Raw genomic sequence first — 15,388 nt, forward strand, 5'->3', positions numbered from 1 at the left:
TCTTAGTTCTAGGTATCACTTTTGGACAGGCCTCGGGGGTGATTCGGCCGTGCTCGGCGCTGGCGCACCGTTGGTGCGGCGCTGGTGCAGCGCTTGTGTCGCGGCATTAAGGTCGTCGCCATGACCGATGACTCCCTGCGTTCCGTCACTGTCGAGCGAACCGCCACCGGCCACTTCACCGCGACGAACGCGCGCGGCGGCACGATCAGCTTCGGGTCGGGCGGAGGCAGCGAGTTCACGCCGGTCGAGCTGCTGCTCGCCGCGCTCGGAGGCTGCACCGCGGTCGACGTCGACATCGCGACGAGCCGCCACGCTGAGCCCTCCACCTTCTCCATCGCGGTGACCGGCAACAAGGTCGAGGACGGACTCGGCAACCGGATGACCGACCTCGCACTCGTCTTCTCGGTCACCTTCCCGGACGGCGAGGGTGCGGAGCGCGCCCGAGCCATCCTCCCCAGGGCGATCAAGACCTCTCACGACCGGCTCTGCACGGTCAGCCGCACGGTCGAGATCGGTACGCCGGTCACCGCGACGGTCGAGTAACACCGACCTCCCGGCCTACCCGCTCGGCAATGTCCTGGGTGAGCTTCAGGTGATCGTCCTCGAGGTTCCACTTCCCTGTTCGGGAGGCGTGGTTGGTCACCCAGAAGACCAGGATCGCGTCGCGCTGGAACTCCGCCAGTGTCGCCAGTGACCAGTCGTTGCCACCGTCGTGCCAGGCGAACCGGCGGTCCTCCGAGCCCATGACGACCCATCCGTACCCATAGGCGCCGTCCAGTTCGGGTATCCGCACATGCGGCGCGAACAGCTTCCGCTTCGCGGCGGTGGACAGGACGGTCTCGCCGGTGAGAGCGCGGTGCCAGTGGAACATGTCCCGCGCGGTGGAGAGCATCCCGCCGTTGCCGCGCAGATTCCAGTACGGCCCGTCGGGCGCCCATGGATGGTCCATCGGCCGTCCCTGGGCGCGACCGCGCTCGTCGTACTCGACGGCGACCCACGCGCGCTCCCAGTCGGGCAGCACGTAACCGGTGCGGGTCATCCCGGCGGGTCGGAACAGTTGCCGGGAGAGAAATCGCTCGTAGCTCTGTCCCGAGACCTTCTCGACGATCACGGCGAGCAGGCTGTAGCCGAGGTTCGAGTAGTGGAACTTCTCGCCGGGCCTCGATCGCAGGGGAACCTTCATCGCCTCGGCCAGCAATCCCGCGCGCGACAGCGGGTCGTAGTCGTCGCCGAGCGACTGGGGAAGGCCCGCCGTGTGGGTGAGGAGCTGGTGCACGGTGATGGGCTTCTTGTCGTCCGGCACCCGCCCGAGATGCATGCTGATCGGGTCGCCGACCCGGAGCTTGCCGCTCATCTCCAGCTTGAGGATCGCGGCGGCGGTGAACTGCTTCGTGATCGACATGACGTCGTACACGGTGTCGCAGGTCGCGGGAGTCTTCTCCGCATGGTCGGACAGTCCGCGCCCCGCGCAGTGCGTGAGGTCGTCTCCCTGGGCGGCGACCACGGTGATGCCGGGTCCCTCGGGGAGTGCCTCGTCGAGGTAGCGGTCGACGGCCGGGTCGATCGGATCCCGCCGCGCCGACGCCCCTCTCGCCTCCCCGTCACCGTTTCCTGGTCCGGCCACGGTGTGTACGTCCGAGCACCCGACGAGTGTGAGCACGAGCAACAGCACGAGGGAACCGAGGCGACCCACGTATGCCTCCAAGACAACGACAGCAGATGTGAGGCCGAGGCTGACCGCCGCTGGCGAGCCCATTCAACCCAGGGGCTGTGCGAGCTTGTGCGAGTTCCTGTACGCGCAGGTCAGCGGCGCACACCGAATCGGAGGGACACCCCTATGACGCCACCGCCCGTGCCACCGCCCGTGCCGACGCCCGCCGCCGGAGAGGCCGCGTTCATGGCCGAGCTGCGCCGCCTGAAAGCCTGGTCGGGCCTCAGCTACCGGGAGTTGGAGCGCTCGGCGGCCACGGCGGGGGAGACGCTGCCGTATTCGACGGCGGCGACCATGCTCCGGCGGGACCGGCTGCCCCGTGAGGCCGTCCTGGTCGCGTTCGTCGTCGCGTGTGGCCTCGGCGCCGAAGACACCCTGCGGTGGGTGAACGTCCGCCGCGAACTCGCGATGGGCGTACGGCCGTTGCCCGCCCGGGTCGCGGTGCCGGCCGTGCGGCGGCGCCGACCGCGCTTGCGGCTTGCGGTCGTCGGCGCGGCAGCGGCCTTCGCCGTCCTGGCGGGTGCGGGCGCGTCGGCGATCGGCGGGGGGATCGTGCAGGAGGAGCAGACAGTTGAGGGTGTACGCCAACCCTGAAGATCCAAATACCTATGGCTGATGGACAGTTGGCGGTCTTCCGCGGGCAAGCTTCCGCCCGCAGGATCTGCATGTCCTTGACCCTTCCGACGGTAAGGAAGCGCCTGTGAGAACGACGCACCGCACCGCACGAAGAGCGACCGCCCTCGCCGCACTGGCCACCCTCCTCGCCGCATCCCCGGGGACCGCGGCCGACGACCTGCCGACGGTGACCGCCAGGAGCGAGACCGCCGCACTCTACGACGACGAGCCCGGCGGCAACTCCGACGCCGACGACCCGGCGATCTGGCGCAACCCGGCACACCCCGGACGCAGCCTCGTCGTGGCCACCGCCAAGGAAGGCGGCCTGCGGGTCTACGACCTGGACGGCCGCCTAGTCCAGTCGCTGCCGGCCCCGAAGCCGCCCGCCGCAGACGACGCCCCGGGCCGCTTCAACAACGTCGACCTCGTCTCCGGCCTGCGCACCCCGACCGGACGCGCCGACGTGGCCGTGGTGAGCGATCGCGGCAACGACCGCCTGCGGATCTACCGCATCGACCCCTCCCGCCCCGGCGGCCCTCTGACCGACGTCACCGACCCGGCGGCCGCGCCCGTCTTCTCCGCCGACCAGGCCGAGATCAACGACCAGCGCACCGCATACGGCCTGGCCACCTGGAAGGACGCGGCCACGGGCCGCGCGTACGCCCTGGTCAGCCGACGCGAACGCACCCGCCTGGCCCTGCTCGAACTCGTCCCGGCCGCCGGCGGAACCATCGGCTACCGCCCCGTGCGCACTCTGGACCTGCCGTCCTCCTTCCGCCTGCCGAACGGCACCTCCTGGACACCCTGCCTGGAGCCCGGTGAACTCCCGCAGGTCGAGGGCATGGTCGTCGACCCGGCCACCGGCACGCTCTACGCAGGCCAGGAGGACGTGGGCATCTGGCGGCTGCGCGCGGACCTCACCGGCAAGCCGGTCCTGGTGGACAGGGCCAAGGAGTACGGCGTGCCGGGGACGTACGACGAGGAGAGCGAGGAGTGCGCGCCGGGCGCCGACCCCGGATACGGCGGCACACACCTGTCGGCCGATGTCGAGGGACTGACGCTCTATCAAGAGAGCGACGGGGACGGCTACTTGCTCGCCTCCAGCCAAGGTGACAACACCTTCGCCCTGTACGACCGCGAGGTGAGCGAGGGCAACGAGTACGAGGGGGGCTTCCGGATCGGCGCGGCCTCGCCGACCCTCGACAGCGTGGAGGAGTGCGACGGAGCGGCGATCCTGAACGCCCCGCTGGGCGACCGCTATCCGCGCGGCCTGCTCGTGGTCCAGGACGGCCAGGAGACACCGGAGGTGCCGGACGGCGAAGGCGGCACACGTACGGCGACGGGCTTCAAGTTCGTCGACCTGGGCGCGGTCGTGGACGCCACCGACATGTGACCCGCCACGGCCGCCGGGTATGTGCCCGGCGGCCGTGGAGCCGTAGAGCTGTGACACCGTGGGCGCGGCGCGGTGAGCACACTATGAACAGAATCGAGCGACTCGTAGAGCAACAGCGCATGGGTTCCTAACATCGCACCGCTCGGCGCGATGGTGCGCCACTGAGGCTCAGGAGCATCGCTGTGAATCGCTCAGGTCGGACCCTGCTCTCCCCTCCTCACCTCTGGTCCCGCGCACGACGCGGACTGACCCTGACCGCCGGTGTCGCAGGCCTCGTCGCCGGATCGGTCGGCGGCATCAGCCCGGCCCGGGCGGCCACCGAGGCGCCGCCCGCAAAGGTCTCCTGCCCGTCGAGCCTGGAGGAGAAGGCCACCTGCTACACCGGCCAGGACGCCAACGGGGCGTTCTACGCGATCGCCGTGCCCAAGCGATGGAACGGCTCGCTCGTCGTGCACGCGCACGGCGGCCCCGACCTGGGCGAAGGGTCGGATCCCGAGCGGAGCCTCGGCGACCTGGAGCGCTGGTCGGTGATGGTGGACCAGGGCTATGCCTGGGCGGGCTCGTCCTATCGGCGAGGGGGCTACGGAACTCGCATGGCGGCCGCCGACACGGAGAACGTGCGCCGGCTCTTCGTCGAGGAGTTCGGCCATCCCCAGCGAACCCTCGTCCACGGCCAGTCCTGGGGCGGGAACGTCGCCGCCAAGGTCGTGGAGACGTACGGCAGGCACGGCTCCTACGACGGTGCCCTGCTCACGAACGGCGTGCTGGGTGGCGGCTCACGCGGTTACGACTACCGCGTCGACCTGCGGGTGGTCTATCAGTACTACTGCCAGAACCTTCCCCGCCCCACCGAGCCCCAGTACCCGCTGTGGCAGGGACTGCGTCCCACATCGACCCTGACCGCGACAGGGCTGCGGGCCCGGCTGCAGGAGTGCACGGGATACGCGTCGGCGCCGCAGGATCGCACATCTGCGCAGCAACGCAACCTCGACGACATCCTCGCGGTCACCCGTATCCCGGAGCGGACGCTGGAATCCCACCTGCGTTTCTCCGTGTTCACGTTCCGCGACATCGTGCACAACCGGCTCGGCGACCGAAATCCCTTCACCAACGAAGGGGTGCGGTATTCCGGCTCGCACGACGACAAGGCATTGAACGACGGTGTCGAACGCTTCTCCGCCGACCCCTCGGCCCGACGGGACCTGTCCTACGACAGCGACCTGACCGGCCGGGTCTCGATCCCCGTACTCACTCTGCACGCCATCGACGACCCGACCGCCTTCGTCGAGCACGAGTCCGCGTACCGGGCGAGTCTCGAAGGCGCCCACCGGGAGAGGAACCTCGTGCAGACCTTCACCACAGAGCACGAGCACAGCGAGCTGAGCGACGCCGAGTACGCCAACTCCATTGCCGCGCTGACCGCCTGGGTACGCACCGGAAAGAGGCCCACCCCGCAGTCCGTCGCATCCTCGTGCGCCGCGTACGACCACATCTACGGCACGGGATGCTTCTACGACGCCGACTTCCACCCTCAGCCGTATGCCTCCCGTGTCCAGCCCCGGCCGGCGGGGCTGTCATGGCCGGCCATGACAGCCCGACAGGAGAAACACTGGAGCCGGATCGACGGTGTGGGAATCGCCTCTTAGATGCCGGCGGCCGCCGGATGGGTGGAGCGGATCACGGTGGGGTGCAGGGGTAGTTGTTGCCGGTGCCCAAAAAGATGGAATTGATAGGGCTCAGATTTTCCACGTTCCCATACGGCGCACCGAAGATGATCGACTCGCCTCTGCCAGTGCCGTTGTAACCGGTGCAGAGCTCCACCCAGGCGCCACCGTACTGGTTGTTCACCACGTAATGGTCGCCGAACTGATTGCTGAGGTTATGTGCACCATAGGCCCAGTAGACACCGCCGCTCTGGATACCCGAGTTCGGGTCGGCGTTGTTGTAGATGCACACGGCTCCGTATGGGCACCCGTAATAGGTGGCGTTTGAAGCCGCGGACGCGGGCGCGGTGGTGAGGGCCACGAGTGACCCCGCTACCGCGACGGCCGAAACCGCGAGCCTCACCAATTTCCCGAGAATGGCAAGTACCTCCTTGTGTATTGGTGATTCCCCGTCATCATCTGCCGGGGGAGTCGCTGTCTTCCCGGTCAGCAATTGCGGATCGACCAGACCGGGTCCCAGTTCACGTCGGGTGCGTCCGCGCTGACCGGATAGGTCTGGATCAACGCGCCGTTCTGGCCGTGGGTCGTCGCCTGGGCGTTGCCGGTCTGGCTGTTCACGACCTCGCCGGTGCCCTGCCAGTTCGACAGGTGGTAGAGGTGGCAGTCGTACAGGAAGAAGACCCGCCACTGGTTGACCGTGGGGTCCCAGACGCCGGCGCAGAAGTTGCCCGTGTCGCAGCTGATGTGCTCGCCGTTGGGCACGAGTTGCGAGGAGGCGGCCGGTGAGATCGTCGGGGCGACGGCGGACGTGGCGGAGGTCGCCGCCTGGGCCGACCCGGAGACGAACACGGAGGCCGACACCAGGGTCATGGTGGCGACCGCACCGAGCAGGGATCGCTGGGGACGCATGAGTTCGGTTGCTCCTGTGTGTGGGGGGCGAGCGAAGGGTGTGCGGAGGAGCGGAGACCGGTCGTTGCGACAGCAACTTAGGAGACCGCCGACCTCGACGGTCCCTGACAGATGTCAGGGACCGGGAGGGCTGCCACGGTCGAGGACACGGAGCCGTTCATGACGGTGGTCGAACCCCGGGGGTCAGGACGGGTTTTCGTTCCAGGTCTCGTCGGTGTTTTGTGCTGTTTCCTCCGTGAAGCGACTGTCCACGAAGGCGACCAGGGCCATGGTGTCGGAGTCGGGTTCCTCGGTCGTCGGTCGATGGGTGATCGTTTGGGGCAGCATCACCAGTGCTGTCGTCCCCTGTTCGTCGTTCGAGGGGCGCAACTGGACACGGATGCTGTGCCGGTCCGCCAGTCGGCCGACCACGAACAGGCCCATGCGCTGGGAGATCGAGGCGTCCACGGTAGGCGGGTCGGCGAGGATGCGGTTGATCTCCGCGAGCTCTTCGTGGGGCAGACCTATGCCCTGGTCGTAGATCTCGAGCATGATGCGGCCGTCGGGCAGCCGTGCGGCGGTGACCAGGACCGGGACATGAGGGGAGGAGAAGGCGGCGGCGTTCTCCAGGAGTTCGGCGAGCAGATGGACCAGGTCGTTGACGGCGCGCCCGTCGATCTGGGCTTCCGGGACGACGGAGAGCTGGATGCGCTCGTACTGCTCCACTTCCGAGATCGCCGCGCGGATGACGTCGACCAGGGGCAGCGGCTGGTCCCATTGCTGGGCGGGGGCCTCGCCGCTGAGGACCAGGAGGTTCTCACCGTTGCGGCGTACCCGGGTGGCGAGGTGGTCGAGCTGGAAGAGGTTCTCGAGCTGGTCGGGGTCGGCCTCCCTGCCCTCCAGTTCGGAGATCATGGCGAGCTGACGCTCGATCAGGGACTGGCTGCGGCGGGCCAGGTTGCCGAGGATCGTGTTGATGTTGGCGCGCAGCAGGGCCTGTTCGGCGGCGAGGCGGACGGCCTCGCGGTGGACGTGGTCGAAGGCGCGGGCGACCTCGCCGATCTCGTCCGTGCTGGTGATCGGGATGGGTTCCACGTCGGAGTCGACCCGGCCGGGGATGGCGCGGGTGAGCTGGGTCAGCCGGGCTGGCAGCCGCTCCCCGGCGATCGCGTGGGCGGAGGCGCTGAGCTGCCGCATGCTGGTGCTCATGGTGCGGGCGACCCAGTTCGCGAGGAGGAAGGCGACGAGGATGGCGGCGAGTACGAGCGTGGCGTTGACGATGGCGTCGGTGCGGGCCTCGTCGGCTATGTCGTGGGCCTCGGCCAGCGCGGTGTCGGCGAAATACACCTCGATACTGCGATAGGCGTCGAAGCTGAGGGTCGAGGCGGCGAAGAAGGTCTCGGGCGTGATGCCCTGCTCGGCCAACTGCGCAGCTGTCGCACCGGAGGCGATGGCACTGGTCATCTTGTCCAGGCTCGGTGGGGCGACGAAGTCCTGCCCGGCGGCTTCGGCCCGCGTCCGGGCCTCGGCGAGTTTCTGCCGGCCCTTCTTCTCCGCGTCGGTCAGCGCCTTGCGCAGCCGGGCCACGTCGGCGGTGCCCGCGAAGCCGGCGAACTCCTGGAGCGCGATCTGCTCGAGGTAGACGTAGGAGCTGAACGAGGCGAGCTGGGTCTGGAGTTCGCCCTTGGCGAGCTTGCTTCGGTCCTCGACCAGGAGATGGGTGCCGATGGCGCGGATCAGGGACTCGGCGGCCTGGGTCAGGGAGGCGGCGTAGAGGGTGCGGCCGAAGGTCGCCTGACTGATGATGCCGAAGCCCAGCTCGTTGGAGATCTCCATCAACGGGTGCTGGACGGCGTGGTAGCTCTCCTCGGTCTGTACGCCGGTCATCTTGGCGGTGAAGGCGTTGGCACGCACCGCGGCGAGCTGCTTCTCGCCCGTGCGGACAAGGCCGACCCGGCGTTCGAGACTGGCGGTCTTCGGCATGCGGGCGACCGCCTCGTCGAACTTCTTCGCGTCCTCGTCGGTGATCTGCCGGGCTCTGGCGATCGTGTCGGAGTCGCGGTCGCCCTTCACCAACGGGATGACGGAGACGTCGCGTTCGTTGATGGCGTCGCTGGCGTACTTGTTCGCCGCCTGGACCAGCTCCGCCACGCGGACCGCGTCCTCGGCGGTCTGCCAGGTGTCGACGGAACGTTTCACGCGTACGCCGCCGAGGACGAGGGCGACGATCACCGGGATCAGCAGGATGGCCTGGAGCTTTTGGGCCACACGCAGGTTGCGGGCTCGTAATCTTCGGCCCGCGGGGGTGGGGGTGTGCGACACGGTCGTCCTATCGGGCTCGGTCCCGCCTCGTGTTCGACACTCTCCTCAACGAGACGGTCACGGTGAGTTGATCTGAACGGATCGGTCCGATGTCTAGCATTCTGCTTACGCTTCTGACCCGGATTTCACCGAAGTGGTGCACAGTTGAGCTTTCAAGCGATGGCAGGCAGGTAGCAGCGGCACGCGGGACGCCGGCCGGTACGCCCAAACCCCGTTGAGACCCTTCTTGATCTCTCCTAGGTTGGCCCGCGTGACGATCGAGGTGCCCTACCAGCCGCTTCCGGTTCACCAGACAGACGTGCGCTACGCCCATGGCCCCGACTCCGCCGTGCAGCCCGGCGTACCCGTCGGCGAGACGATCGAGTTCGACTGGATCGACAGCGCGATCTACCCGGGAACGTCAAGGAAGTTCTGGGTCCATGTGCCCGCGCGGTACGACCCCTCGGAGCTGGCGTCGCTGATGGTGTTCCAGGACGGATGGTGGTACCTGGACCCTGAAGGGGAGGTCCGCGGCGGGATCGTTCTGGACAATCTCGTCCACCGCGGTGACATCCCGGTCACCATCGGCGTGTTCGTCGACTCGGGTGTCTTCCCGGACGCCGAGGATCCCAAGAACCGCAACACCGAGTACGACGCCTATGACGATCGGTACGTCAGTTTTCTCCTGACAGAGATCATCCCGGAGGTCACGAAGCGCTACTCGATCGCCGAGGACCCCGATCGGTGGGGTATCTGCGGTGGCAGCAGCGGCGGGAACTGCGCCTTCACCGCGGCGTGGCTGCGCCCGGACAGATTCCGCAGGGTGATCGGGTACTTGTCCAGCTTCACGCAGATGCCAGGCGGCAACCCATACCCGGAACTCATCCCCCGCGTCCCTCGCAAGCCGCTGCGTGTCTTCATGCAAGCGGGCCATCGTGACCTGCGCTGGAACGAACCCGAGGCGAACTGGCTCGCCGACAACCTGCGCGTCGCGGCCGCGCTCGCGGAAGCCGGCTACGACTTCCGCCTCGTCCTGGGCGACGGCGGCCACAGCCCCAACCACGGCGGGGTCCTGCTTCCCGATGCCCTGCGCTGGCTGTGGCGTTCGGACGATCGCCCGCACTGACCGGTGCGCCGAGGCGCGACGACTTCGGCCTCGGTGATGAGTTTTTGTGTCCGCAGCCGTCACACATACGAGGGGACACGACGTGGCGGAGGGATGGCGCGATGGGTGCGGACACGCGGTTGGAGGAAACGGGCGTGAGCGGTCCGGGTGAGAGTGGGCTGGGCGAGGTTGACGAGCCGGCGTTCTCACGGCTGGTGGAGCGGCACCGGCGGGAGCTGCACGTGCACTGCTACCGGATGCTGGGGTCGTTCGAGGATGCCGAGGACACGGTGCAGGAGACGTTCCTGCGGGCCTGGCGACGCCGGGAGACGTTCGAGGGGCGGTCGACGTTCCGGGCCTGGCTGTACCGGATCGCCACCAACGCCTGCCTGGACCTGCTCGCCAAATGCCGCCCGGAGCCCGCGTCCGGCGGCGAGGTGCTGTGGCTGCAGCCCTACCCGGACCGGCTGCTCGACGAGCTGCCCGCGACTGGCGCGGACGAGCCGGAGACGGTTGCCGTCGCGCGGGAGACGATCGAGCTCGCGTACCTGGTCGCGGTTCAGCATCTCGCGCCGCGCCCGCGGGCCGTGCTGATCCTGCGGGACGTGGTCGGCTGGCCGGCGAAGGACGTCGCGGAACTCCTCGGGGACTCCGTCAACTCCGTGAACAGCGCGCTGCAGCGGGCCCGCGCCGGAATGCGGGAGTGGCTGCCCGCCGAGCGACAGGACTGGACCGGCGGTGACCAGGACACCGCGACGCGCGAACTGGTGCGCCGCTACACCGACGCCAGCGTTGCCACGGACGTCGACAGCCTCGCCGCACTGCTGCGGGACGACGTCCGCTGCTCGATGCCGCCTACGCCGGGCCTCTACGTCGGCCGCGAGGCGGTGGTGAAGGACTGGGTCGAGAGCGGCTTCCAGGACATGAAGGGCCTGCGCGCGGTCCCGACTTACGTGAACCGGCAGCCCGCTGTCGCCTTCTACCTCTGGCACGAGCAGGAAGGCGTATACCTGCCGCTGACGATCGACGTCCTGCGTGTCACCAACGGGGCGATCAGCGAGATCACCACGTTCCACGACGACCGCTTCCCACGGCTCGGCCTGCCGGAACGCCTGCCGGCGGACAGCACCGAGTAGGAGGCAAGGGCGTGTGTGACCGCACTCACGTGGCTCTCAGTGCTGCCCGATCACGCGGTTCAAGAAGCTCTTTTTGGGCAACGGCGTGCTGGTCGCCGACCTTTCGGCGGCACTGGTAGAGGGTGTTCGCCCCGTCGGATGCCCGGCGCGAGCGCAGGCCACGTGGTGGCCGGTGGGGTCGAGCGGGGCGTTCCTGCGTATGCTTTCAGGCCGCAGGCGTCAGCGACGTGAGCTCTTCGTGGGGTGGTTCGGCTTCGTTGTTGGCTGTATCGCCCGTAGTCTTCATGGGTCCACGGCGTCATCTAGCGGGCGTCGAATACTGGAGGCTATACCTCGTGCTCATTGCTCAGCGTCCGTCACTGACCGAAGAGGTCGTCGACGAGTTCCGCTCCCGGTTCGTGATCGAGCCGCTGGAGCCGGGCTTCGGCTACACCCTCGGCAACTCCCTGCGCCGTACCCTCCTGTCGTCGATCCCCGGCGCTGCTGTCACCAGCATCCGTGTCGACGGTGTCCTGCACGAGTTCACCACCGTGCCGGGCGTCAAGGAGGACGTCACCGACCTGATCCTCAACATCAAGCAGCTGGTCGTCTCCTCGGAGCACGACGAGCCGGTCGTGATGTACCTGCGCAAGCAGGGTCCGGGTCTGGTCACCGCCGCCGATATCGCGCCTCCGGCCGGTGTCGAGGTGCACAACCCCGACCTGGTCCTCGCCACGCTCAACGGCAAGGGCAAGCTGGAGATGGAGCTGACCGTCGAGCGCGGTCGCGGTTACGTCTCCGCCGTGCAGAACAAGCAGGTGGGCCAGGAGATCGGTCGTATCCCGGTCGACTCGATCTACTCGCCGGTTCTGAAGGTCACGTACAAGGTCGAGGCGACTCGTGTCGAGCAGCGCACCGACTTCGACAAGCTGATCGTCGATGTCGAGACCAAGCAGGCCATGCGTCCGCGTGACGCCATGGCGTCGGCCGGTAAGACCCTGGTCGAGCTGTTCGGTCTGGCTCGCGAGCTCAACATCGACGCCGAGGGCATCGACATGGGCCCGTCCCCGACGGACGCCGCCCTCGCCGCCGACATGGCGCTGCCGATCGAGGAGCTGGAGCTCACCGTTCGGTCGTACAACTGCCTCAAGCGTGAGGGCGTCCACTCCGTGGGCGAGCTGCTGGCCCGCTCCGAGGCGGACCTGCTCGACATCCGCAACTTCGGCGCGAAGTCCATCGACGAGGTCAAGGCGAAGCTGGCCGGCCTGGGCCTGGCCCTGAAGGACAGCCCGCCCGGATTCGACCCCACCGCCGCCGCCTTCGGTGCGGATGACAATGGGGACGCGGGTTTCGTGGAGACCGAGCAGTACTGAGTGCCGCGCTGAGTCGCGGGGAAGTGCGCGGCCTGTCGAGGGTGCGCAGGGCTTTTCGTCCTGGTGCGTGACAGGCGTTCACACAGTCGGCATCCACCGCCGCCCCGGCGAACCGTTCGCCCTCGTCGACCGAGCCCCCGCCGGGGCTCGGTCGACGGCGTTCACCGGGACGCCCCTTCCCACATCGACGTGCCGACTGGGGGGACAGGCGAGGAAGGCGCTGAACGAAGAGGCGCCTTCGTACCGGGAGCCGTCAGCACTGAGGTCTTTGTGAGGGCGGTGTCGCGAGGGCGTACGTGGCTTCGTATTCGGAGGAGAGCTGATAGAAGCCCGGCTCGTCGACCGTGAGGCGGGTGAACTCGCCCTGGCGGCGCAGGCAGCCACCGTTGTCGGTGTGCAGCCAGGGTGAGTACGCGATCCGTATGGTCACCGAACCGGGCCTGGGTATGTGGACGACGAGGTACGCGTCCGACGCGCTGACGACCTCCCCGGGCGCGGTCACGAGCGGCACCGCGTTCCGTACCCGGTACAGCCGCCAGTGCGCATCGCTCCACACCGGCTCCAGCCAGGCCGGCTCTCCGCGCACCAGGTGTGCCTCCGCCGCGCCGTACTGGTCGGGCTCGGCGTCGGAGACCGCGACATAGCCGACGGCCCAGCGGTTCAGCCAGGCCCGGTAGGTCGTCGCGGAGAGGGTGCCGTCGTAGAAGAGCCGGCCGCGGTCCATGTCCAGCTGGGTGTTCCAGCCGCGGGCCAGGTTGACGTGGGAGGAGAGCAGGGCGGCCTCGCGGTGGTCGTCGGCCGGGACGACCTCGACGCGTGTGCGGTTGGCGTCGAGCCGATCGAGCTCGCGGACGAGCCCGTGGGCGTCGGCGGCCCATGCCGGGACCGTGTCCGAGCCCGTGAGGAAGGACGTGGGCGTGCCCGATCCGAGCCAGACCAGGGACCCGACCAGCGCCAGGGCGAGGCCGCCGCGCCGGTACCGGGCCGGTCGTTCCAGGTTGAGCAGGCCGGCCAGTAGTACGGCGGGAGCGAACAGCAGCGCCAGCCGCTCGACGTTCGAGCCGATGGGGGAGGGGGTGAGATAGGTGAGGACGACGCCCGCCGCGTACACGGCTCCGCCGAGCCGTACGACCCGCCAGCCGCGCGGGGCGCATACCGCCACCGCGACACCCAGCACCGTGGGCAGCCAGATCCGCCCCGCCGACATCGGCTGCTCGCCGTCGAAAGGGAACAGCAAGGCAGTCGCCCCGACGACGATGAACGGTGGAACCGTGAGCACAGCGGCCCGCCACCCGTCGCGGACCAGGCCGTAGGCCGCACCCGCGACGAGCAGGAACAGGCCGGCCACCGGGCTGCTCATGGTCGCCAGCATCGCGTATCCGGCAGCCGGCGCCAGCCGCCGTTCGCCCACCAGCAGCACACACGCCGCAAGCGCGAACGCGACGCCCAGCGCGAACGTCACCCGGCCCGCCGCGACATCGACCCACAGCCCGAACGCGGCCATCAGCGCCGGTGCCAGGGGACGTCGTATCCCGGACCGCACGAACAGCGCGGCGGCCAGCCAGCCGGCGGCCAGCCCGGAGGCCACGGCGATCGTCCGCACACCGAAGAAGCCCATCAGATACGGCGAGAGCAGACTGTAGTTCGCGGTGTGCAGTCCGCCGAACCAGAACAGTCCGTACGCCGAGTCGCCGTGCTCGGCGGCGAAGCGCGCCCAGGTGTCCTGGGCCGCGAGGTCGCCGCCGCCGTTGGCGCGGAAGAAGGCCCATACGAGATACAGCGGGAGCATCGTGACCGTGGCGAGCAGGGGCACGCGATGGCGGCTCAGAAGGCCGGTGAGCCGCCGACGGTTTCCCGGCCGCGCCGTAGAAGCACCCTGCTCGGCGTCGGCGATCGTGTCGACAGCGGCTGTCATGGGGGTGGCTCCGTTCGGCGATGATCAACTCGACGGCGACACGCGGACGGGAGGGGGCGGGGCCAGGGGGAGATGGAGGCGTGTCCTGTATCGGCGGGGAGCGGCAGCGCGGATGTCGTGCGGAGAGCACCGCGCCGGTGGTGCCGGCCGTCGTTTGAATCTTCGCCGTCGCCCCTCTGGCAGACATCAGCCGTTCGGCCGAGCCGTCGGCGAGGAGACCATCCGGGAACCGGCAATCCGGCCGAGGCACGGATGATATCCGCAGCGTCGATCTGGAATCTTGTTCGGCCAGGCGAGCCCCGTGATCGAGCGGCGGATGGCTTCTCAGGGGACCAGGACCACCTTGCCGAGGTTGCGGCGGGACTCGATGATCTCGTGGGCGCGTGCGGCTTCGGCGAGTGGGATTTCGGCGAACACGTGGGGGCGTAGCGTGCGGTCGCGGTGGAGTTCCCACAGCTCGTCGAGCCAGCGCGCGTACAGCTCGGGCTTGTTCCGGGCGATGGCCGCCATCTGGAAGCCGGTGACCGAGGCGCTCCGGACGAGGAGCTCGTACGCGTCGATGGTGCCGCCGCCCGAACTGAAGGCGACCAGACGGCCGCCGGGGGCCAGGGCGCGCACCGCGGGGCTGAGGAGTTCGCCGCCGACCCCGTCCAGGACGACGTCGACCGGATCGCCCCAGGACTCGTCCTCGTACAGAACGACCTCGTCGGCGCCCAGGCCGCGAACGAACTCCTCCTTGTCGGCGCTGCTGACAGCCGCGACCACGCGGGAGGCGCCGCCTGCCTTGGCGTACTGCAGGGCGAGGGTGCCGACCGTACTGGCCGCCGCGGTCACCAGAACGGTGTCGCCGGGGCGGGGCCGGCCGGCCTCGTAGGCGCCGCGTGCCACGAGGCCGCTGCGGACGAGGGCCACGGCGTCCACGGCGGTCGCCCGGTCGGGGACGGGCGAGGCCATCGACTGGTGGACGAGGGCCAGTTCGGCGTAGGCGTGGGCGAAGCAGAGGCCGGTGACGCGGTCTCCCGTGGCGAAGCCGGTGGCGCCTTCGCCGACGGCGACGACGGTACCTGCCACCTCACCACCGAGCGGGACTGGTTCGGTGCCCTCCCGCACCTTGCGTACGGCCGGCAGCGTGACCCCGATCGCCTCGGTGCGTACGAGCAGCTCACCGGGGCCGGGTTCTGGAACGGGGACCTCCTCGGTGAAGAGAACCTCGGGGCCGCCGCTGGCCTGGTAGCGGACACGGCGCATGGGCACCTCCGGGTGTGAAACGGACGCGAAAGCGTGGGGTGACCCACGGAACTGTTGGGA

General features: G+C 69.0%; 13 protein-coding genes. 7 read left to right on the plus strand and 6 right to left on the minus strand.

Features of this window, described 5'->3' with window-relative positions; translation table 11 throughout:
• The first annotated feature begins 120 nt into the window (after positions 1–120).
• A complete protein-coding gene (locus tag ABKA17_RS23095) occupies positions 121–543 on the plus strand; it encodes an OsmC family protein (protein WP_353694083.1) in 423 nt (140 codons plus the stop codon).
• Here the strand turns inward: ABKA17_RS23095 and ABKA17_RS23100 are convergent.
• On the minus strand, positions 524–1,693 hold the full coding sequence (locus tag ABKA17_RS23100; protein ID WP_353694084.1) for a serine hydrolase domain-containing protein: 1,170 nt from the start codon (positions 1,691–1,693) through the stop codon (positions 524–526). The genes ABKA17_RS23095 and ABKA17_RS23100 overlap by 20 nt on opposite strands.
• A 144-nt stretch (positions 1,694–1,837) precedes the next feature.
• Here ABKA17_RS23100 and ABKA17_RS23105 point away from each other — a divergent pair, with 144 nt between their 5' ends.
• The 3 genes from ABKA17_RS23105 (at position 1,838) to ABKA17_RS23115 (ending at position 5,365) form a co-directional block, all read left to right on the plus strand.
• On the plus strand, positions 1,838–2,305 hold the full coding sequence (locus ABKA17_RS23105; protein ID WP_353694085.1) for a hypothetical protein: 468 nt from the start codon (positions 1,838–1,840) through the stop codon (positions 2,303–2,305).
• A 106-nt stretch (positions 2,306–2,411) separates the two neighbouring features.
• A complete protein-coding gene (locus tag ABKA17_RS23110; protein WP_502994340.1) occupies positions 2,412–3,719 on the plus strand; it encodes a phytase in 1,308 nt (435 codons plus the stop codon).
• Positions 3,720–3,964: 245 nt separating this feature from the next.
• On the plus strand, positions 3,965–5,365 hold the full coding sequence (locus ABKA17_RS23115; protein ID WP_502994355.1) for a hypothetical protein: 1,401 nt from the start codon (positions 3,965–3,967) through the stop codon (positions 5,363–5,365).
• 31 nt (positions 5,366–5,396) lie between these two features.
• Here the strand turns inward: ABKA17_RS23115 and ABKA17_RS23120 are convergent, their stop codons facing one another.
• The 3 genes from ABKA17_RS23120 to ABKA17_RS23130 form a co-directional block, all read right to left on the minus strand.
• Positions 5,397–5,744, minus strand: coding sequence for a hypothetical protein (locus ABKA17_RS23120; protein ID WP_353694086.1), 348 nt, complete (start codon positions 5,742–5,744; stop codon positions 5,397–5,399).
• A 125-nt stretch (positions 5,745–5,869) separates the two neighbouring features.
• The gene (locus ABKA17_RS23125; protein ID WP_353694087.1) at positions 5,870–6,292 is read right to left on the minus strand and encodes a hypothetical protein; all 423 of its coding nucleotides are present in this window, start codon (positions 6,290–6,292) and stop codon (positions 5,870–5,872) included.
• 183 nt (positions 6,293–6,475) lie between these two features.
• Complete coding sequence (locus tag ABKA17_RS23130) at positions 6,476–8,539, minus strand: sensor histidine kinase (protein ID WP_353694088.1); 2,064 nt, start codon at positions 8,537–8,539, stop codon at positions 6,476–6,478.
• A 304-nt stretch (positions 8,540–8,843) separates the two neighbouring features.
• On the opposite strand from ABKA17_RS23130, the gene ABKA17_RS23135 reads away from it, so the two are divergent.
• From ABKA17_RS23135 to ABKA17_RS23145, 3 genes are all read left to right on the plus strand, one after another.
• Positions 8,844–9,698 carry an alpha/beta hydrolase gene (locus ABKA17_RS23135; protein WP_353694089.1) on the plus strand — a complete coding sequence of 285 codons (855 nt, stop codon included), beginning with the start codon at positions 8,844–8,846 and terminating at the stop codon, positions 9,696–9,698.
• A 134-nt stretch (positions 9,699–9,832) separates the two neighbouring features.
• Positions 9,833–10,813, plus strand: a complete 981-nt coding sequence (locus ABKA17_RS23140; RefSeq protein WP_353694090.1) for an RNA polymerase subunit sigma-70 — start codon at positions 9,833–9,835, stop codon at positions 10,811–10,813.
• A gap of 335 nt (positions 10,814–11,148) precedes the next feature.
• Positions 11,149–12,165: a DNA-directed RNA polymerase subunit alpha gene (locus ABKA17_RS23145; protein ID WP_353694091.1), complete on the plus strand. Its 1,017-nt coding sequence runs from the start codon at positions 11,149–11,151 to the stop codon at positions 12,163–12,165.
• Positions 12,166–12,418: 253 nt separating this feature from the next.
• Here ABKA17_RS23145 and ABKA17_RS23150 read toward each other — a convergent pair whose 3' ends face one another.
• Both ABKA17_RS23150 and ABKA17_RS23155 read right to left on the minus strand, forming a co-directional pair.
• Entirely contained in the window at positions 12,419–14,080 is a 1,662-nt protein-coding gene (locus ABKA17_RS23150) for a DUF8823 domain-containing protein (protein WP_353694092.1), read from the minus strand.
• A 324-nt stretch (positions 14,081–14,404) separates the two neighbouring features.
• Positions 14,405–15,328, minus strand: a complete 924-nt coding sequence (locus tag ABKA17_RS23155) for a quinone oxidoreductase family protein (RefSeq protein WP_353694093.1) — start codon at positions 15,326–15,328, stop codon at positions 14,405–14,407.
• Positions 15,329–15,388: the final 60 nt, after the last annotated feature.

Source organism: Streptomyces sp. RG80, assembly GCF_040446465.1.
Taxonomy (GTDB): Bacteria; Actinomycetota; Actinomycetes; order Streptomycetales; family Streptomycetaceae; genus Streptomyces.

Coding starts and splice junctions, on each gene's coding strand:
- ABKA17_RS23155 (WP_353694093.1), bottom strand. CDS start 15,328: ATGCGCCGTGTCCGCTACCAGGCCAGCGGCGGCCCCGAGGTTCTCTTC.
- ABKA17_RS23125 (WP_353694087.1), bottom strand. CDS start 6,292: ATGCGTCCCCAGCGATCCCTGCTCGGTGCGGTCGCCACCATGACCCTG.
- ABKA17_RS23095 (WP_353694083.1), top strand. CDS start 121: ATGACCGATGACTCCCTGCGTTCCGTCACTGTCGAGCGAACCGCCACC.
- ABKA17_RS23150 (WP_353694092.1), bottom strand. CDS start 14,080: ATGACAGCCGCTGTCGACACGATCGCCGACGCCGAGCAGGGTGCTTCT.
- ABKA17_RS23105 (WP_353694085.1), top strand. CDS start 1,838: ATGACGCCACCGCCCGTGCCACCGCCCGTGCCGACGCCCGCCGCCGGA.